Origin of the sequence: Siccirubricoccus deserti (genome assembly GCF_014283215.1) — a bacterium.
Lineage (GTDB): Bacteria > Pseudomonadota > Alphaproteobacteria > Acetobacterales > Acetobacteraceae > Siccirubricoccus > Siccirubricoccus deserti.
The window spans coordinates 189,229-210,179 of sequence record NZ_JACOMF010000004.1; the positions used below are offsets into that span (position 1 = coordinate 189,229).

Sequence of the window (20,951 nt, forward strand, 5' to 3'; positions counted from 1 at the left end):
GCCTGCTCCAGGCTCAGCGCAGGCGGCTGTCCTCCCGCAGGCTGCCGCCGACCGCGCCGCCGACATAGGGGCCACTCGCTCCCGTGCCGGCGCAGGCGGCGAGCATCAGCAGCAGCAACAGGACGACGCGCCTCATGCCGCGTCGTTCAGGTGGCAGGCGCTGCGGCGGCCGGGGGCGATCTCGCGCAGCGCCGGGCGCTCGATCCGGCAACGCTCCATCGCATGCGGGCAGCGCGGGTGGAAATGGCAGCCGCTCGGCGGGGCGAGCGGCGAGGGAATCTCGCCTTTCACCCCGGCGAAGGCGCGCTTGCGGGTGTCGATCCGCGGCACCTCGGAGAGCAGCGCCTGGGTGTAGGGGTGGTTGGCGCTGCGGAAGACATCCTCGGCCGGCGCCTCCTCGACCACCCGGCCGAGGTACATGATGACGACGCGGTCGCTGAGATGCTCCACCACGCCGAGGTCGTGCGAGATGAACAGGTAGGTGAGGTCGAGTTCCTGCCGCAGCTTCATGAAGAGGTTCAGGATCTGCGCCTGGATCGAGACATCCAGCGCCGCCACCGCCTCGTCGCACACCAGGAATTCCGGCTGCACCGCCAGGGCCCGGGCGATGCCGATGCGTTGCCGCTGGCCGCCGGAGAACTGGTGCGGGTAGCGCTTCTTCAGCCCAGGATCGAGGCCGGCACGGCGGAATTGCTCATCGACATAGCCGGCGAAATCCTCGCGCCGGACCAGCCCGTGCACCAGCGGCGCCTCGCCGACGATGTCCTCCACCTTCAGCCGCGGGTTCAGCGAGGCGTAGGGGTCCTGGAAGATCATCTGGGTGCGCAGCTTGGTGCGGCGCGCCTCGACGCCGCTCAGGCTGCGCAGGTCGCGGCCATGCGACAGGATGCTGCCCTCGGTCGGCGGCATGATGCCGGCGACCATGCGGCCGAGGGTGGATTTGCCGCAGCCGCTCTCGCCGACCAGCCCCACCACCTCGCCGCGGCGGATCGACAGGTCAACGCCGTCCACCGCATGCACCACATCCTCGCGCACCGTCACGCCCAACCGCCGCGCCAGCTTCGCGGCGAAGTCGAGGGAGCGGGAGAAGCGCTTGTAGACGCCGCGGATCTCGACGATCGGCGGCGTGGTGGCCGCGACGGCGTGCGGCGGGTCCATCACCTCGCTCATGCCCGCACGGCCTCCTCGATATAGGGGTGGATACAGCGGGCGTGGCGGCCGGGCAGGTATTCGGCGAAGGGTGGCGGCTCGGCGCAGCGGGATTCGGCGCGCGGGCAGCGGGCGCGGAAGGCACAGCCGGCCGGCAGGTTGAGCAGCGAGGGCGTCATGCCGGGAATCTGGCTGAGCGGGGCGCCGCGGCGGTTGCGGCTCGGCACGCTGCCGATCAGCCCGGCGGTATAGGGGTGCAGCGGCGCATCCAGCACCGCACCCACCTCGCCGCTTTCCACCACCTTGCCGGCGTACATCACCGCGATGTCGTCGGCGAGGCCGGCGACGACCGAGAGGTCATGGGTGATCCAGATCAGCGCGGTGCCGAATTGCGCGCAGAGCTTCTGCGCCTCGGCCAGGATCTGGCCCTGGATGGTCACGTCCAGCGCCGTGGTCGGCTCGTCGGCGATGATCAGCTCGGGCTTGTGCAGCAGGGCGATGGCGATGGCGACGCGCTGGCGCATGCCGCCGGAGAATTGGTGCGGATAGGCGCGCAGCCGCTCATCCGGGCTCGGGATGCCGACCTGGCCGAGCGCATCGCGGGCCCGTTGCCGGGCTTCCTCGCGGCTGACCCTGGCATGGGCCTGCACCGTCTCGATCATCTGGGTATCGATGCGCAGAACCGGGTTCAGCGTCATCATCGGGTCCTGGAAGATCATGGCGATGCGGTTGCCGCGCAGGTTGCGCATCTCCGCCTCGCTCAGGCTCGCCAGATCGGTGCCCTGGAACAGGACCTGCCCGCCGGTGATGCGCCCGGGCGGATCGACCAGGCCGATGATCGAGAAGCCGGTGACCGTCTTGCCCGAGCCGCTCTCGCCGACCAGGCCCATCACCTTGCCGCGCTCGACGGTGAAGGAGACGTCGTCCACCGCCTTCACCACGCCGGCCCGGGTGAAGAAATGGGTGCGCAGGTTGCGGACTTCCAAAGTCGGCCCGCCCGGTGCCGCCACGGCTGGAAGGCTCATTTCTTCAGCCTCGGGTTCAGCACGTCGCGCAGCTGATCGCCGACCAGGTTGATGGAGACGATGGTCACCAGCAGGGCGATGCCGGGGTAGAAGCTGATCCAGTATTTGCCGCTGAGCATGTACTCATAGCCATTGGCGATCAGCAGCCCGAGCGAGGGCTCGGTGATCGGCACGCCGAGGCCGAGGAAGCTCAAGGTCGCCTCCAGCGCGATGGCGCGGGCGATCTGCATGGTGGCGACGACGATCAGCGGCGGCAGGCAATTCGGCAGCAGGTGGCGGAAGATGATTCTCCGGGTTGGCAGCGCCAGGCACTGCGCCGCCTCGATGTACTCCCTGCGCCGCTCAACCAGCGCCGAGCCGCGGACGGTGCGGGCGTAATAGGCCCATTCCACCACCACCAAGGCGATGACGACGTTCAATATGCCCTTGCCGAGGAAGGCAAGGATCATCAGCGCCGCCAGGATGGCGGGGAAGGAGAGTTGCAGGTCGACCAGCCGCATGATGGCGCCATCGGTCCGGCCGCCGGCATAAGCCGCGATCATGCCGAGCGAGGCGCCGACAATGCAGGCGATGATTGCCGAGCCGGCGCCCACCAGCAGCGAGATGCGCAACCCGTACATGATGCCGGACAGCATGTCCCGGCCCTGGTCATCAGTGCCGAGCCAATAGGTGAAGCCGGCGCCACCGACCGTCCCCGGCTCCATCCGCCCGTCCATGATGTCGAGCTGGGCGAGGTCATAGGGGTTCTGCGGGGCGATGAAGGGCGCCAGGATCGCGATCAGCGCAATGGCGCCGAAAACCAGCAGCCCGAACAGCGCCAGCCTGGATTCGGCGAATTCAGAGACGAAGCGTCGGAACGGCGTCTCGACCCGCGGCGCGACCACCGGGGCTGCGGTGGTGGTGCTCATGACTTGCCTTCCAGCCGGACGCGGGGGTCGAGCACCGAATAGGTGATGTCCACCAGCAGGTTGATGGTGATGAACAGCAGCACGATGATCATCAGATAGGCCACCATCACCGGCCGATCGAGCACGTTGATGCTGTCGATGATCAGCTTGCCCATGCCTGGCCAGGCGAAGACGCTCTCGGTGACGACGGAGAAGGCGATGGTCCCGCCGAACTCCAGCCCCACCACCGTCACCACCGGAATCAGGATGTTCTTGAAGACGTGCACGAAGGTGACGCGGGACGGCGAGAGGCCCTTGGCGCGGGCGAATTTCACGTAGTCCATCAGCATCGTCTCCCGCACCCCGGCGCGGGTCAGGCGGATGACCAGGCTGATCTTGAACAGCGCCAGGTTCAGCGCCGGCATGGCCATATGCGCGAGGCCATCGCGGGTCAGGAAGCTCCAGCGGGTGCCGAGAATCTCCACCGTCTCGCCCCGTCCCGTGCTCGGCAGCCAGCCGAGCTGCACGGCGAAGACCATGATCAGCATCAGCCCGACCCAAAAGGTCGGCAGCGAGAAGCCGAGGATGCTGGTCGCCATGATGCCGCGACTCACCGGCGAGTGCGGCCGCAGCCCGGCATAGAGGCCGAGCGGCAGGCCGATGACCAGCGCGGCAAGGGTGGCGCCGAGCGCGAGTTCCAGGGTCGCCGGCATCCGCTGCAGGATGAGCTGCAGCGCCGGCTCGTTGAAGACGAAGCTGCGGCCGAGGTCGCCTTGCAGCGCCTTGCCGAGGAAGACGAGGTATTGCTGCCACAGCGGCAGGTCGAGGCCGAGCGCCTTGACCGCCCGCTCACGCTCGATCTGGTCGGCCTCGGGGCTGATCAGGATCTCGACCGGGTCGCCGATGGCGAAGACGCCGACGAACACCAGCAGCGACATCACCAGGACCACGCCACCAGCCTGCAGCAGCCGGCGGAGCAGGAAAACCGTCATCGGGCAGCGGTTCCGGCGGTGGCGGCCGGGCGCACATCCTGCGCCCGGGTCAGCTCATCGGCACGGGCGTTATGCGCGAGGCCCCGGCGCATCGCCCAGGTATTCTTCTGGATGTGCAGCGGCACGATGCCGACATCCTCGAAGGCCACGCGGGTCGCCTGCTGCAGCAGTGCCTCGCGCTTCGCATCGTCCAGCTCACGCATCCCCGCCTCCAGCAGCCGGTCGACCTCAGGGTTGGAGTAGCGGCCGCGGTTGGAGGCGCCATAGCCCTTGTCGCGGTCGGCGGTGGCGACAAGGTTGCGCAGCGGGTTGGATGCCTCGCCGGAGGAGGTGCCCCAGCCGACCAGGAAGCTCGACAGCTCCTGCCGCGAGGCGCGGCCGATGAAGGTGGTCCAGGGCAGCGCCTCGACCGAGGTGCGCACCCCGGCGCGGGTCCACATCTGGCCGATCGCCTGGATGATGCGGCTGTCGTTCGGGTAGCGGTCGTTCGGCCCGTGCAGGGTCAGGCGGAAGCCCTGTGGGAAGCCGGCCTCGGCCAGCAGCCGCTTCGCCGCCTCGGTGTCGGGGCGCGGCGGCACCAAGCCGGGCACATGGCCGAAGGCGCCGTCCGGCAGGAATTGGCCGGAGGGGATGGCGGCGCCCTCCATCACCCGCTCGACGATCGCCGCGCGGTCGATCGCCATCGACAGCGCCCGCCGCACCCGCACATCCTTCAGCGGGTTCTGCGGAATCGGCTTGCCATCGTTGTCGGTGACGAAGGGCGAAGCCTCGGTGCGGGAATGGTCGAAGCCGAGGAAGATCAGCCTGAGGCCGGTGACTTCCGAGAGCGCCAGCCGCTGGTCGACGCGCAGCTTGCCGAGGTCGCTGGTCGGCACCTGGTCGATGATCTCGACATCGCCGGCAAGCAGCGCCGCGGTGCGCGCCGCATCATTGGTGATCATCCGGTAGGTGACCCGCTGCCAATGCGGGCGGGTGCCCCAGTAGGCGTCGTTGCGCTCGAACTCGATGCGGTCGCCGTTGCGGTGGCTGGCCATGCGGAAGGGCCCGGTGCCGACCGCCATCGGGCCGGCGTTGAAGCCCTCGGTGGTGGCGCTGCCATGGGTCTCGCGGTCGAGGATCATGATATTGGCGAGATCGGTCGGCATCAGCGGATAGGGCACCGCGGTGCGCAGCCGGAGAGTGTGGCTGTCGACAATCTCCACCTGGCGGATCGGCCGTGTGTAGATGGCGTAGGAAGAAGGCGAGTTCGGCACGTTGGGGACGCGCTGGAAGGTGAAGGCGACGTCCTCGGCGGTAAACTCGCTGCCGTTATGGAAGCGTACGCCCTGGCGCAGCTTGAACTCCCAGGTGGTCTCGTCCACCGCACGCCAGCTTTCGGCAAGGTTGGCCACCACCCGGGCGCTGCCGTCGGTGCCGGTCAGGCCGCCGAAGATCATCTGCGCCACCGCCGTGTTCGGCGACAGCTGGTGGTAGTGCGGGTCGAGCGAGGTGACCGGCGCACCCACCCCCATGGTCAGGGTCTGTGCCGCGGCGGCGCCCGCGAGCAGAAACGCCAAAGACGCGGCGGCGGCAGCCGCTTGCAGACCCTTTGTCATTGTATACCCCGGAAGCCCCAGCCACCGCGACTGTAGCAGCGCCCCCAACCTGCCGCCAGCACCGCCGCGTCCGCCGCACGGCGAGGCAGCCTGGCCGTGGCGCGGGCACCGCCGCGCCGTCCCGCTGCCGGCTTCCTCAGCATGCCCGCGGTTCCGTGCTGCCCACGACCTGCAACACAGGGTGGATGCCAACATCGCCGCCGAGACGCGCGGTCCCGCAACCCGCAGGTCAGGCAGCGGCCCGGCTACATCGTATTGCTGCGATCAGGCTGCTAAAGCGCCCTGGAACCCATTCGGAGACGCCGATGCGCCGACCTGCCCTCGCCACAGCATCCGCCCTTGGCCTGCTGCTCGCCGCCTTCGCCTCGGCCCATGCCCAGACCGCCAATGGCCCTGCCGCCGGCGCCACGCTCAACATCGGCATCGGCGGCTCGGTCACCTCGCTCGACCCGCATTTCTACAATGCCACGCCGAACAACAGCCTGGCGATGCACCTGTTCGACCGACTGGTGGAGCGCGACGAGCGGGCACAGCCCTATCCGGGCCTCGCTGAAAGCTGGCGCGTAATCTCGGACACGGTGTGGGAGTTCAAGCTGCGGCCGGGCGTCACCTGGCACGACGGCCGCGCCTTCACCGCCGAGGATGTCGCCTTCACCATCCAGCGCGCGCCCAGCGTGCCGGGCAGCCCAGGCGGATTCGGCGGCTTCCTCCGCGCCATCCAGCGAGTGGAGGTGGTGGACCCGCTGACCATCCGCATCCACACCCCGCAGGCGCACCCGCTGCTGCCGACCGAGCTGGCCTCGGTGGCGGTGATCTCGCGCCATGTCGGCGAAGGCGCCTCGACCGAGGATTACAACAGCGGCAAAGCGGCGATCGGTACGGGCCCCTACCGCTTCGCCGGCTACCGCGCCGGCGACCGCACCGAACTGGTCCGCAACGAGAACTACTTCCGCGGCGCCGAGCCCTGGGCCCGGGTGAACTACCGCTTCATCGGCAATGACGCCGGCCGCACTGCGGCGCTGCTGGCGGGCGACGTGGACGTGATCGACCAGGTGCCGCCCACCGACATGCCGCGACTGCGACGGGACCAGCGGATCACGCTGTCCGAGATCCAGGGCGTGCGGCTGATCTATGTGGTGCTGGACCGCTCGCGCCGCAGCGGCGTGCCCTTCGTCACCGACAACGACGGCAAGCCGCTCGACACCAATCCCTTCGACGACCTGCGGGTGCGCCGCGCCCTGTCGATGGCGATCAACCGCCAGGCGCTGGCCGACCGGGTGATGGAGGGCACCGCCCAGCCGACCGGGCAATGGCTGCCGGACGGCACCTTCGGCTACAACCCGGAGGTGAAGCCGCCGGCCTTCGACCCGGACGGCGCCAAGCGGCTGCTGGCCGAGGCCGGCTATCCGCAGGGCTTCCGGATCACCTTCCATACCCCCAACGACCGCTATCCGAATGACGCCAAGGCTTCCCAGGCGCTGGCGCAGATGTGGACCCGCATCGGCATCCGCACCGAGGTGGAGGCGGCGCCCTGGGCCACCTTCTCGGTGCGCTCGAACCGCCAGGAATACGGGCTGCGGCTTGGCGGCTGGGGCAGCACCACTGGCGAGGCGAGCTACGCGCTGGTCAACATCCTCGGCACCTATGACCGGGAGAAGCGGACCGGCGCCAGCAACAACGGGCGCTATTCCAACCCGGAGCTGGATGCGCTGACCGCCCGCGCCGCCGCCACCATCGACGACCCGACCCGCGCCGCGCTGCTGCGCGAGGGGGTGCGGATGGCGATGGAGGATGTGGCGCTCATCCCGCTGTTCCAGTTGGTGAACACCTGGGCGCTGAAGCGTGGCCTCAGCTACGCGGCGCGGATGGATGAGCGGACCTTAGCGATGGCGGTGCGCCGGCAGTAGCCGGGGCGACGTAGCGGCCGGTCCGGGTGGCCTACTCTTCCGGATCGGCCGGCGCGACGGGGAGGATGGACGTTTCCTTCACCGTCGCGATGGCCAGCAGCGTCCCCACCCGCTGCACCCCGGACTGGGCCCGCAGCTCGTCGTTGAGAAAGGCGTCGAGCGCCGGCAGGTCGGCCAGCCGGACCTTCAGCAGATAAGTCCAGTCGCCGGTGATGGCGTGGCATTCCAGCACCGCCGCCTGGCGGCGCATCGCCTTGCGGAAGGCGGCTTCGTCCTTGCCCGGCGCCACGGTGACCAGGATATGCACCAGCAACGGGCAGCCCGCGGCGACGGGGTCGAGATCGGCGCGCCAGGCGCGGATCACCCCCCGCTCCTCCAGCCGCTTCACCCGTTCGGCGGTGGCGGAGACTGAAAGCCCGGCGACCTTCGCAAGCTCCGCCAGCCCGGCACTGCCATCGAGTTGCAGGGCGACGGTGATGTTCCGGTCAATTTCATCCATCGGGCGAGACTATGCGCCTCATCGCCTCTTGGAAACGGAAAATTTTAGCTGGTGCGGCCCGCCAGTTGAAGGCGGGCCGCGCCGGCGGCCCGCCCATCGAGCGTCAAACGTAGTGTTCGGCCAGCGGCGCGAAGCCGTTGAAGCGCTGGCTGGCGTAGGTGGTGACATAGGCACCGGTCGCCAGCAGCTCCACCCGGTCACCGCTGTCGAGTGCCAGCGGCAGGCGGTAGTTGGATTTCTCGTACAGCGTGTCGGTGCTGTCGCAGGTCGGGCCGGCGATGGTCACCGGGCCTTCGGCGCCGCCGTCATGCGGCGTGCGGAAGGCGTATTTGATCGCCTCGCCCTCGGTCTCGGCCAGGCCGCCGAAGCGGCCGATGTCGAGGTAGACCCAGCGCACCGGGTCATCCTTCGCCTTGCGCGAGACCAGAACCACCTCGGCGCTGACCACCCCGGCATCGCCGACGATGAAGCGGCCCGGCTCGATGACGATCTCCGGCAGGGCATTGCCGAAATGCTTGGTCATGGCCCCCATGATGGCGGCGCCGAAATCGTCGATCTCCGGCACTTCCTGGCGGTAGCGCACCGGATAGCCGCCGCCGAGATTGACCATGCGAACATTCACGCCCGCATCCCGCAGGTCGGTGAACAGCATCGCCACCTTGGCGATCGCCGCCTCGTAGGCGACGGTCTTGGTCTGCTGGCTGCCGACATGGAAGGACAGGCCGAAGGGGTCGAGGCCGAGTTCGCCGGCCAGCACCATCAGCTCCTTCGCCATCTCCAGCTCGCAGCCGAATTTGCGGCTCAGCGGCCATTCGGCGCCGTCGTTGCCGACCAGGATGCGGCAATAGACCCGCGCACCGGGGGCGCTGCGCGCCAGCTTGCGCAGCTCGGCCTCGCTGTCGAAGGCGAACATCCGCACGCCGCGGGCGAAGGCGGCGCGGATGGCGCTCTCCTTCTTGATGGTGTTGCCGTAGCTGATCGCCTCCGGATGCGCGCCGGCGTCGAGGCAAGCCGCAACCTCCTCGAAGCTGGCCGCATCGAAGGAGGAGTCGAGCGTCACCAGACGCTGCAGGACCGGCGCGGCCGGGTTCGCCTTCACGGCATAGTAGATGCGAGCCTGCGGCAGCGCCGCAGCCAGCCGGCGATAGTTTTCCTCGACCCGGTCCACATCCAGGACCAGGCACGGGGTCGCCGGCATGGAATCGCGCAGATAGCGAGCGACCTTGGGGGTCATCGCACCACCCTCTCACAAACAAAGAGGACCAACCCCCTGCCGGGTGGCGGCCCCAGATTGACGAAACGGTCGAACGAACCAGCGACCAGAGTGACCGCACGGCCTGCGCCGTGCGGGGTGCCAGAACGCTTGACGTCGTTGCGTAAACCTTGCGCCGCGGTGATCCGGCAGATGGCGCCTTGATGGAGGGGCACCTGGATTCCGTGGGCCTGGGGCCAGAGGCACGTGCGTACTGCGTCTGGCGCGGCATATAGGCCGCCCACCCACCCCTGCAAAGCGGAAAATGCGCAAGTCCCGGATTATTTTCGACCGCCCCGTGGGGAAGGCCGGAAACTCCTATGGCACCCCCCGCTCCGCTCCGGGTGTTCCGGGCGCCAGCCGGCGAATCGGCCGGGAAACCACCGGTGACGCGGCTATGCCACCACCACCCGCGCGGTGGCCCGGGCGGTGCGGCCGCGCTCGTCGGTCCAGAGGAACTCCAGCTCCGCCGTCCGCTCCATCCGCAGGTGGAAGACATGATAGGGATTGGCCGAGGTGCCATTGCCGAGGTCGGCGGTGAACACCGTCTCGCCATCCCGCCGCACCTGCAGCCGGGTGAGCATGTCGTGCGGCACCACGCCCGCGACGCCGCCGCGGATGCCGTTTTCCATCGGATGCTCGATCAGGGTGCGGATCTCGATCACCTCGCCGGGGCGGGCGGTGCGGGGGATGCGGATGCGAGGCTGGGCAAGGCCGGTCATTGCATCATTCCACCTATTATGCAGCCGCGGTCACGCGATGCAGCCGCCGGTGACCACGCGGGTTTCGGCGATAGCGCGCCGCACCCGGCCGTCCGACAGCACCGCCAGCGCCAACACCTGCTGGTCCTCGGCCAGGCGGATGCGAGTCTGCACCTCGGCCCGGCCCAGCGCCGGGGTCAGGTGGAAGCTGGCGATCCCTGGGGTCGGGTTGCGGGTCGCCAGCAGATGGATGGCGCTGACATGCTCGGCCGCGGTCATCGGGCTGTCGACGCTGACGGTGACCGACACCTGGGCGCCGTTCTCGGCCAGAGCCGGCAAGCGAAGGGCCATGCCGCCATCCTCCGGCCGTGCCTCGCCGATCAGCCGGCGCATCGCCGCCTCCAGCGCTGGATTTGCCCGGGCGGTCCCGCCAAGCGGGAGCATCGCGAGCGTCAACAGCAGGGGGCGACGGGACAGCATCAGCCGAACATGTCGCGGGTGATGCTGGCGTACCAGGCATCGGCGTAGAGCGCCTCCAACCGGCGCTGCTCCGGCAAGTCGCCGCGCGGCGAGACGCCGCCGGAGTTCGGCACCTCGACGAAGCCGTTCGGGCCGGCGCGGAAGATGTTGACGACGCTGATGCCGTACTCCTCCCCGACATGGCTGTAGCAGGTGTTGAAATAGACCGCTTCCGGGGGCGCGGCCCCGCGCAGCGCGGCGACGGCGCTGGCCACCGCCTGCTTCGCCGTGTTGTTGGCGATGAAGCCGGATTTCGGCATCGGCGCTGCGTTGTTGGCGTCGCCGATGATGTGGATGTCCGGCGCCACCCTGGAGGCCAGCGTGGTGGGGTCCACCTGCGCCCAGCCGGTCTGATCGGCGAGGCCGCTGTCGATGACGATGCGCGCCGCCGATTGCGGCGGGATGACATTTCCCACCGCCAGCTTGTGGCGCACCCCGAATTCGGATTCGAAGGTTTTCTCCGCCGGATCGACCCGGATCACCTTGCCGTCGCTGCTGGCCGGCACCCATTCCACCATCGGGCCGTAGAGCGCCTTCCAGCCATCCTGGAACAGCCCCTGCTTGCTGAAAGCCTCCTTGGCATCCAGCGCCAGCACCTTGGAGCGCGGCTTGTGGCGCTTGAGATAGGCCGCGATCATGCTGATCCGCTCATAGGGGCCAGGCGGGCAGCGGAAGGGGTTGGCCGGGATGGCGATGCCGACCACGCCGCCATCCGGCATGGCTTCCAGCTGCCGGCGCAGCAGCCGGGTCTGGCTGCCGTCGCCCGGCACCCAGGCATGCGGGAAGACCTCCGCCGCCGCCTCGTCATAGCCCGGCAGCGCGCCGTAGCGGAGGGCGATGCCGGGCGAGAGGATCAGCTTGTCATAGGCCAGGGTCTCGCCGCCGCGCAGCCGCACGGTCTTCGCCGCGGGATCGATGGCGGCAGCCCAGTCGTGCAGGATGCGCACGCCCTGCGCCCGCAGCCCATCGTAGGAATGGGTGATGTCGCCGATCTGCCTGTACCCGCCCAGCAGCAGGTTGCCGTAGGGGCAGGTGACGAAGCGGGTCAGCGGCTCGACCAGCGTCACCTGGATGTCGGGGTAGGTGGCGCGGGCGAAGCGGGCGGCGGAGGCGCCGCCGAAGCCGCCGCCCACCACCACCAGCCGCGCCGCGGTCTGCGCCCGCAGCGCCTGGGGGGCGGCCAGCAGGCCAAGGGCGGCACCAAGCGAAGCGCGGCGGGTCAGGGTCCGGAGCATGGCGCGTTCCCTCAACGGATTGCCGCAAAATAGGCGGCGACCGCGGTGATTTCTGCATCGGTGTACCCGCGGGCAATGCGCGGCATGATGGTACCCGGCCGCTCATTGGCGCGGTAGGCCCGGAGGATCGCCTCCAGTTCCCCGGCATCGCGGCCGGAAAGCCTGGCGCCAGCCGCGATGCCGCCACCGTTCGGGCCGTGGCATCCAACGCAGCCCTGGGCCGCCAGGGGCGCCGGCCCGGCGGCGACGGCCGGGGCGGGGAGCAGGGCCGCGGCGAGGACCGCGGCGGCCAGAAATCCGGTCGGCTGCATCTTGGTTCGTCCTCCCCAGCCTGCCGCTTTGGCGGCGACACGCGTCGTTCCGATCCACCAGGGAGATATTCCACACCTGATAGAAGCGCAATAAAAATAAATATGTGATATATCTTGTAGAATTACAGCGCCGTTCCTCGCGCCTGTGCCATGCTGAAAGCCGGCCGCAGCCGCAGCCCGACCCAGTTGCCGAGCAGCCCGGGCAGGATCCAGGCCCAGCCATGCAGGCTGCCGGAGGCGATGCCGGAAAAATAGGCGCTGACGTTACAGCCGAAGGCCAGCACCGCACCGATGCCGAGCAGCAGCCCGCCGACCACCGCCCCCGCCGCCTCTCCGGCCGGGATCCGCCAGACCGGCCGCAACCGTCCGGCCAGTGCCGCCGCCAGCGCCGCCCCGGCAATCAGGCCGAGGTTCATCACCGTGGTCCGGTCGGTGGCAAGCGGGCGGAGCAGCGCCTCGACCCGCGTCGGCTCCTCCCAATAGGACCAGAAGACCAGGTCATCCCAGCCCAACGCCTCAACCGCCAGCGCCCCCCAGAGCGGCAGCGCGGCGGTGATCGCCCAGGGCCGGCCAGCCAGCGCCAGGGTGGCGAAATTCAGCCCGGCCAGCGCCAGCGCCCCCCAAGCGAGCGGCCAGGGTCCGGCCAGCAGGGCCCGCCTGCCCGACCCGGCGGCGAAGATGGGCTCGACCCCGCCGTGCCGTCGCCGCTCCAGCACCGCACTCGCCCGGGCGACCAGGGCGAAGGCGCCGAGCGCCAGGGCGATGGCGGGCCAGAGCCCGAGCCTCTCCGGCAGCGAAACCGCCGGCAACGCCGGTAACTCCTGCCACAGCTCGGCCTGCCAGGCGGCGAGGGTGGCGCCGGCGATGAAGCAGGCCAGGGTCAGCAGGCTGCGCCCGCTGGCGCCGCCGACCGCGTAAAGCGTGCCGGAGGCGCAGCCGCCGCCAAGCTGCATGCCGATGCCGAAGAGGAAGGCGCCGAGCGCCAGCGCCAGCCCAACCGGGAAGACGAAGCCGCGCACCGGCTGGCCGAGGAACTCGCCGCCCGCCAGCACCGGCTGGAACAGCAGCACCGCGATGGCCAGCATCAGCATCTGCGCCCGCAGCCCGGCGCCGCGGCGCTCCGCCAGCAGCGCGCGGAAGGCACCGGCGAATCCGAAGGTGGCGTGATAGAGCGAGAGCCCGAGCGCTGCGCCAACCAGCCAGAGCGCCGCCTGCCGCCAGCCCTGGCCGGCACCGAGCCAGATGGCCCCGGCCACCAGCACTGCCCCGGCCGCCACGAGCCGCATCCGCGCTCCGAGGCCGCGTTCGCGGCGCCGTCCGGGCTAGCGGATCAGCCCGCCCAGCGGGCTCGACGGATCGGCCACGTATTGCCGCGGCATCCGCCCGGCGAGGAAGGCCTGCCGTCCCGCCTCCACCGCCGCCTTCATGGCGCGGGCCATGCGGACGGGGTCCTTGGCATGGGCGATGGCGCTGTTCATCAGCACCGCATCGCAACCGAGTTCCATCGCCTGGCTGGCGTCGCTGGCGGTGCCGACGCCGGCATCGACCAGCACCGGGACCTTGGCGTTCTCGATGATCGCCCGGATCATCACCGGGTTCTGGATACCAAGGCCGCTGCCGATCGGCGCGCCGAGCGGCATCACCGCCACCGCCCCCATCTCCTCCAGCCGCTTCGCCGCGATCGGGTCGTCGCTGCAGTAGACCATGACCTGGAAGCCGTCCTTCAGCAGCGCCTCCAGCGCCTCGAAGGTCGCCCGCATGTCGGGGTAGAGGAAGGGCGGCGGGCCGAGGACCTCCAGCTTCACCAGGTTCCAGCCGCCGGCCTCGCGGGCCAGCCGCAGGGTGCGCACCGCATCCTGGGCGGTGAAGCAGCCGGCGGTGTTCGGCAGGTAGGTGTAGCGCTTGGGATCGACGTAGTCCTGCAGCATCGGCGCCTTCGGGTCGCCGAGGTTCACCCGCCGCACCGCGACGGTGACGATCTCGGCGCCGCTCGCGTCGATGGCGCGGCCGGTCTCCTCCAGATCCTTGTAGCGCCCGGTGCCAACGATGAGGCGGGAGCGGAAGCGCAACCCGGCGACCTCCCAGCCATCGTCGTCGAGGGCGGGCGGGGCCACCGCGGCGTTGGGAATTCCGTCCATGGCGTCAGCCTCCACCGATGAAATGCACGATCTCCAGCCGGTCGCCGGCGGCCAGCGCGGTCGCGGCGTAGGTGGAGCGGGGCACGATCTCAAGGTTGCGTTCGACCGCCACCTTGCGCGTGTCGAGCCCGATCCGCGTCAGCAGATCGGCGATGGTGGCGGGGGCGGGGATGTCGCGCGCCTCGCCGTTCACGGTGATCTCGATCGTATCCTCCATGTCCCGGAATGTGGCGAAGCCGGGCGCCGGGGGCAAGGCGGGGCCTGCGCATGGCAGCCACGGACGCCCGGCGGACCGCCATCCGGCCAAACGCTTGCCCGGGCAAAGCCGCCCATGCTAGCCCACCCCCCCGCTCCGGATCGGATACCGCCCGTGAATCCGCCTTTGATCACCGTGCTGAACGGCCCGAACCTCAACCTGCTCGGCATCCGCGAGCCGGAGAAATACGGCCATTCGACATTGGACGACGTGGAATCGCTCTGCGCCGAGGTGGCGGAGGGGCTCGGCCTCGCCATCGACTTCCGCCAGACCAACGGCGAGGGCGAGCTGATCACCTGGGTGCAGGAATGCCGCGGCCGGGCGGCCGGGATCATCATCAACCCGGCGGGCTATACCACCACCTCGATCGGGCTGCTGGATGCGCTGCTCGCCTCCGACCTGCCGGTCATCGAGGTGCACATCACCAATATCCACCGGCGGGAGGAATTCCGGCACCACTCCTTCGTCTCGAAGGCCGCCACCGGGGTGATCGCCGGGCTCGGCGTGCAGGGCTATGCGCTGGCGCTGCGCGCCATGGCCCAGCTGGTTGCCCCGGCCGATGCGGATGACGAGGGATGAGCGCCCGATCGGAGACAATTGCATGAGCGCGGTGAAATTCGACCCGGAGGCGATTCGCGCCCTGGCACAGATCCTGCGGGACACCGACCTCACCGAGATCGAGCTGGTGGAGAAGGACAGCCGCCTCCGCGTGGTGCGCACACCGCCGGCGGTGATGGCCCCACCGCCGATGGGCTGGGCCGCCGCGCCCGCCGCCGCCGCGCCGGTCGCCGTGGCGCCGGCCACGGCGCAGGCCGAGGCGGTTCCGGATGTGACCAAGCACCCCGGCGTGGTCACCTCCCCCATGGTCGGCGTGGCCTATCTGTCGCCGGAGCCGGGCCAGCCGCCCTTCGTCGCCGTCGGCGCCAAGGTCGTCCAGGGCCAGACCCTGCTGCTGATCGAGGCGATGAAGACCTTCAACCAGATCCGCGCGCCCAAGGCCGGCACCGTCACCCGCATCCTGATCGAGACCGGGATGCCGGTGGAATACGGCGAGCCGCTGCTGATCATCGAATGATCCTCGGCAAGGTCCTGATCGCCAACCGCGGCGAGATCGCGCTTCGCATCCACCGTGCCTGCCAGGAGATGGGCATCCGCACCGTCGCGGTGCACTCCACCGCCGATGCCTCGGCCATGCATGTGCGGCTGGCGGATGAGAGCGTCTGCATCGGCCCGCCGGCGGCGCGCGACAGCTACCTGAACGTCGCCGCCATCCTCTCCGCCGCCGCCATCACCGGCGCCGATGCGGTCCATCCCGGCTACGGCTTCCTTTCGGAGAACGCCAATTTCGCCGAGATGGTGGAGGCGCACGGCCTCGCCTTCGTCGGCCCCTCGCCCGGGCACATCCGGATGATGGGCGACAAGATCGCGGCGAAGGATGCGATGCGTCGGCTTGGCGTACCGCTGGTACCCGGCAGCCTCGGCGCGCTGAACTCGCTGGAGGAAGCCCGCAGCGTCGCCGCCGAGGTGAAGTACCCGGTGCTGATCAAGGCCGCCGCCGGCGGTGGCGGGCGCGGCATGAAGGTGGCGCGCTCCGAGGAGGAACTCGAGGAAGCCTGGCGCGTCGCCCGCACCGAGGCCAAGGCCGCCTTCGGCAATGACGAGGTCTATCTGGAGAAATACCTCGACCGGCCGCGCCACATCGAGTTGCAGGTGATGGCCGATGCGCATGGCGGCGTGGTGCATTTCGGCGAGCGCGACTGCTCGCTGCAGCGCCGCCACCAGAAGCTGGTCGAGGAGGCCGGCTCCCCGGTGCTGAGCGCGACCGAGCGCGACGCGCTCGGCGCCCAGGTGACCCGGGCGCTGCGCGAGCTCGGCTACCGCAACGCCGGCACGCTGGAGTTCCTCTGGCAGGACGGGCAATTCGCCTTCATCGAGATGAACACCCGGCTGCAGGTCGAGCATCCGGTGACCGAGATGGTCTGCGGCATCGACTTGGTGAAGGAACAGCTCCGCGTCGCCGCCGGCGAGCCGCTGGGCTACGGCCAGTCCGACATCCGCTTCCATGGCCATGCCATCGAATGCCGGATCACCGCGGAGAATCCCGACACCTTCGCCCCTTCCCCCGGCCGGGTGCACACCTATCACGCGCCGGGCGGCCTCGGCGTGCGGGTGGATAGCGCGCTCTATTCCGGCTATGCGGTGCCGCCGCATTACGACAGCCTGGTGGCCAAGCTGGTGGTGCATGGCGCAACTCGCGCCGAGGCCATTGCCCGGCTGCGGCGCTCGCTGGACGAGATGGTGGTGGACGGTATCGACACCACCCTGCCGCTGCACCGGGCGATCGTCGAGGCCCCCGAATTCCAGGCCGGCGACTACAACATCCATTGGCTGGAACGCTTCGTGGCACGGCGGCAGGAAGGCCGCAGCTGAAGCCGCGGCGGCCGGCCATGCCCCACGGGGACGGGACCGCCCGCCGCCGCATGGCAATGGTATTCGGGTCGGCCGCTGCCTATAGTCGGGGCATGTCAAGCCGCAGCCTCGCCTGGGTGCAACGCCGCTGGCCCGATGCCGCCCGCGGTGTCTCGTCGTGGTCTGGCCGCCGCTGTGCCCCGGGTTGCGGCACGTGATATTCCGCCGCGGCGCCGGGCTGGTGTCGCCGGGCCCGGCGAAGGCGCCTGCCGGCGGCGCCCCGCGATGAGCCGACGGCATATCGACATCACGCCGGAGCTGATGCTGCGGGCCTATCGCGCCGGGTTGTTCCCGATGGCCGAGAGCCGGCGCGGCGACCGGCTCTACTGGCTCGACCCGGAACGCCGCGGCATCATTCCGCTCGACGGCGGCTTCCACCTGCCGAAGCGGCTGCGCCGCACCGTCCTCTCCGGCCCCTACCGGGTGACCGCCGATGCGGATTTCGCCACCGCCATCGCCGGCTGCGCCGCCCCCGCCCCGGGCCGCGAGGACACCTGGATCAATCCGGAGATCGAGGACCTCTTCCTCTCGCTGCACCGCCAGGGCCACGCCCATTCGGTCGAGGTGTGGGAGGGCGCGACGATGGTCGGCGGCCTCTACGGCGTGGTGCTGGGCGGCGCCTTCTTCGGCGAGAGCATGTTCAGCCGGGCCCGCGATGCCTCCAAGGTGGCGCTGGTGCATCTGGTGGCGCGGCTCAGGCTTGGCGGCTTCACCCTGCTGGATGCGCAATTCCTGACCGAGCACCTCAGCCAGTTCGGCGCGCATGAGATCCCCCGCGCCGACTACAAGCGGCGGCTGGCCAACGCCATCCTGGCCGAGGCGAACTGGCTGCCCACGCCCGACCCCGCCACCCTCGAAGCCGAGATCCGCAACCTGCGGTCGCCGCCGGCGTGAGCGAGGAAATAGCCGCGCCGCAGCCCGCCGCCCCGGCGAAGCGGGTGCAGGGCGGCGTCGCCACGGCGGATGTCGTGCTCTCGGCCCATGCCGGCCGCAATGCGGAGCTCTTCCCGCGCATCCTGGCACTGCATGTCCCGCCCGGCGCCATCATCGCCGATGTCACCTATGGCCAGGGGGTCTTCTGGCAGCAGGTGCCACCCGGCCGCTACCGGCTGCTGCCGAGCGACCTTGCCACCGGCACCGATTGCCGCGCCCTGCCCCATGCCGATGCCTCGATCGACGCGCTGGTGCTCGACCCGCCCTACATGGAAGGGCTGCTGCGGGAGAAGGCGGAGACCCGCGGCGGCCTGGGCAGCCATGTCGGGCTGCGGGCCTATTACGCCGCCGGCGGCGAGACCCCCTCCGCCCCGGGCGCCGGCCGCTGGCACCAGGCGGTGCTCGACCTCTACCTCGCCGCCGCGGCCGAGGCCCGGCGGGTGCTGCGCGACCATGGCATCCTCATCGTCAAATGCCAGGATGAGGTCAGCGCCAACCGGCAGGAGCTGACCCATGTGCAGATCGTCACCGGGCTGGCCGCGCTGGGCTTCTACGCCCGCGACCTGTTCGTGCTGCTGCGGGCCAACCGGCCCGGCGTGGCGCGGCTGAAGCGCCAGGTGCATGCGCGGAAGAACCACAGCTATTTCCTGGTCTTCCAGAAGGTTCCGGACGGCCAGGAGGTGGCCCGCTACCGGACCCGCGTGCTGGTGCCGGGCGCCGCGCCGGCGGGCGACCCGGCGGATCGTTCCGGCTGACGCCATGATGCCGGGGCGGGCCGGATCGCCCTGAACACGGGCGGTGCGATCGCGGTTCAGCCGCCGAACTGGACAAGCCGGGGGCAAGGTCGCAAGTAGCGCCCCCGCCCGACCGGGACCTGCCGGAGCACCGCATGTCAGACCTCATCTCCCTGCCCAAGGACCGCATCCGGATCCTGCTGCTGGAAGGCATTTCCGACAGCGCGGTCGAACTGCTGTCCGCCGCCGGCTACCGGAACGTCACCCGCGTCGCCAAGGCGCTGGACGGGCCGGCGCTGGCCGAGGCGCTGCAGGGCGTGCATATCCTCGGCATCCGCTCCCGCACCCAGCTGCATGGCCCGGCGCTGGCGGCGGCGGACCGGTTGATCACCGTCGGCTGCTTCTGCATCGGCACCAATCAGGTCGACCTCGACACCACCCGCCTGCGCGGCATCCCGGTGTTCAACGCCCCCTTCAGCAACACCCGCAGCGTGGCGGAGCTGGTGATGGGCGAGGTGGTGATGCTGCTGCGAAGCATCCCCGACCGCTCCCGCGCCGCGCATCAGGGCGGCTGGAACAAATCCGCCGAGGGCAGCTACGAGGTGCGCGGCCGGACCCTCGGCATCGTCGGCTACGGCAATATCGGCAGCCAGCTTTCCGTGCTCGCCGAGGCCTTCGGGCTGCGGGTCATCTATTTCGACCACACCACCAAGCTGCCGCACGGCAATGCCCAGCCCTGCGCCACCCTCGGCGAGCTGCTGGCGGAAGCCGACATCGTCACCCTGCATGTGCCGGAGACGCCCGAGACCATCGGCATGATCGGCCGGGCCGAGATCGCGGCGATGAAGCGCGGCAGCATCCTGATCAACAACGCCCGCGGCAGCCTGGTGGACCTGGAGGCGGCGGCGGATGCGCTGCGCGCCGGCCACCTGATGGGCCTCGCGGCGGATGTCTTCCCGGAGGAGCCGGCGCGCAACGGCGAACGCTTCGCTAGCCCGCTGCAGGGCCTGCCGAACGTGATCCTCACCCCGCATATCGGCGGCAGCACCATGGAGGCGCAGTCCCGCATCGGCCAGGAAGTGGCCCGCAAGCTGGTGGAGTACAGCGACACCGGGGCGACCCTCGGGGCGGTGAATTTCCCCCAGGTGCAACTGCCGCCGCGGCCGACCGGGGCACGCTGGACCCATGTGCACCGCGACGCGCCCGGCGTGCTGTCCCGCATCAACGAGGCCTTCGGCCGGCGCGGCCTCAACATCACGGCGCAATACTACCAGACGCATGCCGACCTGGGTTACGTCGTGGTCGAAAGCGTCGAGGCGCGGGATGCGGCGGAAGCGATCCTGCAGGAGCTGCGCGGCCTGCAGGGCACCATCCGGGCACGGCTGATCTACGAGCGGGAGTAGCCCCCCCCCGCCCCACCGGGCGCCTCCTGGTCGGGCGCTACGCTAGGCTGCCTGGCGTTCGCGGCGGCCGGCTTCGGCGGCGCGGCGGCGCGACTGGGCCTGCAACCGCGCCAGATCGGCGGGCGGCAAATCGAAACCCTCCAGCACCGCGTAGCAGCGATGGGTTTCGGTCATGTGCTGGAAGAAGCCGCGGATGTCGCCGCAGCGGCGGGCGCAGGCGGCGCCGGCCTCGGCCGCTTCGTATTCGGCGAGCGCCGCGCGGAAGGCTGCCTGCAGCTTGGCGTCGCCATGCAGCCGTGGTCCAGGGCCGCGGCGTGGCCATTCCAGCCGCAGCGGCTCGGGCGCAGCAGGGTCGCGGGGGGGTGCGAAGAAGTCGGTTGGCAGACCAACCAGCGCCAGCGGCCGCAGCCCGCCGACGGTCGTCATACGGCGTTCCATCCCACATTCTCGCTTGTTGCAGCGGTTAGAGGCCGAGGGGCGCCTCGATACAAACTGTAACCCGAATTGGCCCCGCTGGCGAGGCAGGGAATGAATTCAATGCTAAATCGGAATTTTTGGCTGACTTGAGCTTAATCGGGTCCCGTCACGGCAAGATTTGAAACACGACACAGGCCGCAGCCGCAAAATCCGGAAAGTCCGGATACCAGCATTTGCACGCGCGCGACCTGATGACGAGAAACCTGATCGTCATTCCGCCGGAGATGCCGGTGGTGGCGCCGAGGGCCAGTCGCCCGGCATCGCCGCCAAGAGCGACCTGATCCGCCACCTGCCGATAAGCCGCTGGGGCCGCTCGGATGTTCCCTAACCTGTTCCGCAGCGCGCAGCCGCTGGTCCAGCAATACCTGACCTGAAGGTGCATGAAGCCTCGGCCGAGGAGGTCGCCCGGCTGGTGGAACAACCCCACATCCGCCGCGTGCCGGCCAGCTGATCGGCGTGGTCAGCCGCG

The 20,951-nt window shown here is 69.9% G+C and carries 24 protein-coding genes; 7 read left to right on the forward strand and 17 right to left on the reverse strand.

The features are described 5' to 3' along the window. Window positions 1-13: 13 nt before the first annotated feature. From H7965_RS30745 to H7965_RS05615, 6 genes are read right to left on the reverse strand one after another with little or no spacing between them, the layout of a single operon-like run. Window positions 14-136 carry a hypothetical protein gene (locus H7965_RS30745; protein WP_261394082.1) on the reverse strand — a complete coding sequence of 41 codons (123 nt, stop codon included), beginning with the start codon at window positions 134-136 and terminating at the stop codon, window positions 14-16. Further along, on the reverse strand, window positions 133-1,170 hold the full coding sequence (locus tag H7965_RS05595; RefSeq protein ID WP_186769557.1) for an ABC transporter ATP-binding protein: 1,038 nt from the start codon (window positions 1,168-1,170) through the stop codon (window positions 133-135). Before H7965_RS05595 ends, H7965_RS30745 begins: the two co-directional genes overlap by 4 nt. After that, a complete protein-coding gene (locus tag H7965_RS05600) occupies window positions 1,167-2,174 on the reverse strand; it encodes an ABC transporter ATP-binding protein (protein ID WP_186769558.1) in 1,008 nt (335 codons plus the stop codon). The genes H7965_RS05595 and H7965_RS05600 overlap by 4 nt, the downstream gene beginning before the upstream one ends. Next, window positions 2,171-3,082: an ABC transporter permease gene (locus H7965_RS05605; protein ID WP_186769559.1), complete on the reverse strand. Its 912-nt coding sequence runs from the start codon at window positions 3,080-3,082 to the stop codon at window positions 2,171-2,173. The genes H7965_RS05600 and H7965_RS05605 overlap by 4 nt, the downstream gene beginning before the upstream one ends. Further along, window positions 3,079-4,053, reverse strand: a complete 975-nt coding sequence (locus tag H7965_RS05610) for an ABC transporter permease (protein WP_186769560.1) — start codon at window positions 4,051-4,053, stop codon at window positions 3,079-3,081. Before H7965_RS05610 ends, H7965_RS05605 begins: the two co-directional genes overlap by 4 nt. Continuing rightward, complete coding sequence (locus H7965_RS05615; protein ID WP_186769561.1) at window positions 4,050-5,648, reverse strand: ABC transporter substrate-binding protein; 1,599 nt, start codon at window positions 5,646-5,648, stop codon at window positions 4,050-4,052. The genes H7965_RS05610 and H7965_RS05615 overlap by 4 nt, the downstream gene beginning before the upstream one ends. Before the next feature lie 305 nt (window positions 5,649-5,953). Between H7965_RS05615 and H7965_RS05620 the strand changes: the two genes are divergently transcribed. Then, the gene (locus tag H7965_RS05620) at window positions 5,954-7,555 is read left to right on the forward strand and encodes an ABC transporter substrate-binding protein (protein ID WP_186769562.1); all 1,602 of its coding nucleotides are present in this window, start codon (window positions 5,954-5,956) and stop codon (window positions 7,553-7,555) included. A gap of 31 nt (window positions 7,556-7,586) precedes the next feature. On the opposite strand, the gene H7965_RS05625 is transcribed toward H7965_RS05620, so the two are convergent. From H7965_RS05625 to thiS, 9 genes are all read right to left on the reverse strand, one after another. Next, the gene (locus H7965_RS05625; RefSeq protein ID WP_186769563.1) at window positions 7,587-8,054 is read right to left on the reverse strand and encodes an Lrp/AsnC family transcriptional regulator; all 468 of its coding nucleotides are present in this window, start codon (window positions 8,052-8,054) and stop codon (window positions 7,587-7,589) included. A 103-nt stretch (window positions 8,055-8,157) separates the two neighbouring features. Next, the gene (locus tag H7965_RS05630; RefSeq protein WP_186769564.1) at window positions 8,158-9,288 is read right to left on the reverse strand and encodes a type III PLP-dependent enzyme; all 1,131 of its coding nucleotides are present in this window, start codon (window positions 9,286-9,288) and stop codon (window positions 8,158-8,160) included. Window positions 9,289-9,701: 413 nt separating this feature from the next. Continuing rightward, window positions 9,702-10,028: a thiosulfate oxidation carrier complex protein SoxZ gene (locus H7965_RS05635; protein ID WP_186769565.1), complete on the reverse strand. Its 327-nt coding sequence runs from the start codon at window positions 10,026-10,028 to the stop codon at window positions 9,702-9,704. 30 nt (window positions 10,029-10,058) lie between these two features. Further along, window positions 10,059-10,487, reverse strand: a complete 429-nt coding sequence (locus tag H7965_RS05640) for a thiosulfate oxidation carrier protein SoxY (protein ID WP_186769566.1) — start codon at window positions 10,485-10,487, stop codon at window positions 10,059-10,061. Next, on the reverse strand, window positions 10,487-11,761 hold the full coding sequence (locus H7965_RS05645; RefSeq protein ID WP_186769567.1) for an NAD(P)/FAD-dependent oxidoreductase: 1,275 nt from the start codon (window positions 11,759-11,761) through the stop codon (window positions 10,487-10,489). Before H7965_RS05645 ends, H7965_RS05640 begins: the two co-directional genes overlap by 1 nt. Window positions 11,762-11,772: 11 nt before the next feature. Next, a complete protein-coding gene (locus H7965_RS05650) occupies window positions 11,773-12,072 on the reverse strand; it encodes a c-type cytochrome (RefSeq protein ID WP_186769568.1) in 300 nt (99 codons plus the stop codon). Between the two features lie 122 nt (window positions 12,073-12,194). After that, the gene (locus H7965_RS05655; RefSeq protein WP_186769569.1) at window positions 12,195-13,358 is read right to left on the reverse strand and encodes a YeeE/YedE family protein; all 1,164 of its coding nucleotides are present in this window, start codon (window positions 13,356-13,358) and stop codon (window positions 12,195-12,197) included. A gap of 36 nt (window positions 13,359-13,394) precedes the next feature. Beyond that, window positions 13,395-14,210, reverse strand: coding sequence for a HisA/HisF-related TIM barrel protein (locus tag H7965_RS05660; protein ID WP_186769570.1), 816 nt, complete (start codon window positions 14,208-14,210; stop codon window positions 13,395-13,397). A 4-nt stretch (window positions 14,211-14,214) separates the two neighbouring features. After that, on the reverse strand, window positions 14,215-14,463 hold the full coding sequence (gene thiS / locus H7965_RS05665; RefSeq protein WP_229682477.1) for a sulfur carrier protein ThiS: 249 nt from the start codon (window positions 14,461-14,463) through the stop codon (window positions 14,215-14,217). Between the two features lie 117 nt (window positions 14,464-14,580). Here thiS and aroQ point away from each other — a divergent pair, with 117 nt between their 5' ends. The 6 genes from aroQ to serA all read left to right on the forward strand — a co-directional run bounded on the left by aroQ (window position 14,581) and on the right by serA (window position 20,005). Further along, the gene (gene aroQ / locus H7965_RS05670) at window positions 14,581-15,045 is read left to right on the forward strand and encodes a type II 3-dehydroquinate dehydratase (RefSeq protein ID WP_186769571.1); all 465 of its coding nucleotides are present in this window, start codon (window positions 14,581-14,583) and stop codon (window positions 15,043-15,045) included. Window positions 15,046-15,067: 22 nt separating this feature from the next. Then, window positions 15,068-15,541, forward strand: coding sequence for an acetyl-CoA carboxylase biotin carboxyl carrier protein (accB, locus tag H7965_RS05675; RefSeq protein ID WP_186769572.1), 474 nt, complete (start codon window positions 15,068-15,070; stop codon window positions 15,539-15,541). Continuing rightward, a complete protein-coding gene (gene accC, locus H7965_RS05680) occupies window positions 15,541-16,896 on the forward strand; it encodes an acetyl-CoA carboxylase biotin carboxylase subunit (RefSeq protein ID WP_186769649.1) in 1,356 nt (451 codons plus the stop codon). Before accB ends, accC begins: the two co-directional genes overlap by 1 nt. Window positions 16,897-17,160: 264 nt before the next feature. Further along, a complete protein-coding gene (gene aat / locus H7965_RS05685) occupies window positions 17,161-17,829 on the forward strand; it encodes a leucyl/phenylalanyl-tRNA--protein transferase (RefSeq protein ID WP_186769573.1) in 669 nt (222 codons plus the stop codon). Next, window positions 17,826-18,623, forward strand: coding sequence for a TRM11 family methyltransferase (locus H7965_RS05690; protein WP_186769574.1), 798 nt, complete (start codon window positions 17,826-17,828; stop codon window positions 18,621-18,623). Before aat ends, H7965_RS05690 begins: the two co-directional genes overlap by 4 nt. Window positions 18,624-18,757: 134 nt before the next feature. Further along, complete coding sequence (gene serA, locus H7965_RS05695) at window positions 18,758-20,005, forward strand: phosphoglycerate dehydrogenase (RefSeq protein ID WP_186769575.1); 1,248 nt, start codon at window positions 18,758-18,760, stop codon at window positions 20,003-20,005. 42 nt (window positions 20,006-20,047) lie between these two features. On the opposite strand, the gene H7965_RS05700 is transcribed toward serA, so the two are convergent. Then, window positions 20,048-20,431, reverse strand: a complete 384-nt coding sequence (locus H7965_RS05700) for a hypothetical protein (protein ID WP_186769576.1) — start codon at window positions 20,429-20,431, stop codon at window positions 20,048-20,050. A gap of 157 nt (window positions 20,432-20,588) precedes the next feature. Next, entirely contained in the window at window positions 20,589-20,903 is a 315-nt protein-coding gene (locus H7965_RS05705) for a hypothetical protein (protein WP_186769577.1), read from the reverse strand. Window positions 20,904-20,951 lie beyond the last annotated feature (48 nt).

Coding starts and splice junctions, on each gene's coding strand:
- H7965_RS05630 (WP_186769564.1), bottom strand. CDS start 9,288: ATGACCCCCAAGGTCGCTCGCTATCTGCGCGATTCCATGCCGGCGACC.
- H7965_RS05620 (WP_186769562.1), top strand. CDS start 5,954: ATGCGCCGACCTGCCCTCGCCACAGCATCCGCCCTTGGCCTGCTGCTC.
- H7965_RS05650 (WP_186769568.1), bottom strand. CDS start 12,072: ATGCAGCCGACCGGATTTCTGGCCGCCGCGGTCCTCGCCGCGGCCCTG.
- H7965_RS05625 (WP_186769563.1), bottom strand. CDS start 8,054: ATGGATGAAATTGACCGGAACATCACCGTCGCCCTGCAACTCGATGGC.
- H7965_RS05640 (WP_186769566.1), bottom strand. CDS start 10,487: ATGCTGTCCCGTCGCCCCCTGCTGTTGACGCTCGCGATGCTCCCGCTT.
- aat (WP_186769573.1), top strand. CDS start 17,161: ATGAGCCGACGGCATATCGACATCACGCCGGAGCTGATGCTGCGGGCC.
- H7965_RS05660 (WP_186769570.1), bottom strand. CDS start 14,210: ATGGACGGAATTCCCAACGCCGCGGTGGCCCCGCCCGCCCTCGACGAC.
- accB (WP_186769572.1), top strand. CDS start 15,068: ATGAGCGCGGTGAAATTCGACCCGGAGGCGATTCGCGCCCTGGCACAG.
- serA (WP_186769575.1), top strand. CDS start 18,758: ATGTCAGACCTCATCTCCCTGCCCAAGGACCGCATCCGGATCCTGCTG.
- H7965_RS05615 (WP_186769561.1), bottom strand. CDS start 5,648: ATGACAAAGGGTCTGCAAGCGGCTGCCGCCGCCGCGTCTTTGGCGTTT.
- H7965_RS05600 (WP_186769558.1), bottom strand. CDS start 2,174: ATGAGCCTTCCAGCCGTGGCGGCACCGGGCGGGCCGACTTTGGAAGTC.
- H7965_RS05610 (WP_186769560.1), bottom strand. CDS start 4,053: ATGACGGTTTTCCTGCTCCGCCGGCTGCTGCAGGCTGGTGGCGTGGTC.
- H7965_RS05700 (WP_186769576.1), bottom strand. CDS start 20,431: ATGACGACCGTCGGCGGGCTGCGGCCGCTGGCGCTGGTTGGTCTGCCA.
- H7965_RS05655 (WP_186769569.1), bottom strand. CDS start 13,358: ATGCGGCTCGTGGCGGCCGGGGCAGTGCTGGTGGCCGGGGCCATCTGG.
- H7965_RS30745 (WP_261394082.1), bottom strand. CDS start 136: ATGAGGCGCGTCGTCCTGTTGCTGCTGCTGATGCTCGCCGCCTGCGCC.
- H7965_RS05605 (WP_186769559.1), bottom strand. CDS start 3,082: ATGAGCACCACCACCGCAGCCCCGGTGGTCGCGCCGCGGGTCGAGACG.
- H7965_RS05645 (WP_186769567.1), bottom strand. CDS start 11,761: ATGCTCCGGACCCTGACCCGCCGCGCTTCGCTTGGTGCCGCCCTTGGC.
- H7965_RS05595 (WP_186769557.1), bottom strand. CDS start 1,170: ATGAGCGAGGTGATGGACCCGCCGCACGCCGTCGCGGCCACCACGCCG.
- H7965_RS05635 (WP_186769565.1), bottom strand. CDS start 10,028: ATGACCGGCCTTGCCCAGCCTCGCATCCGCATCCCCCGCACCGCCCGC.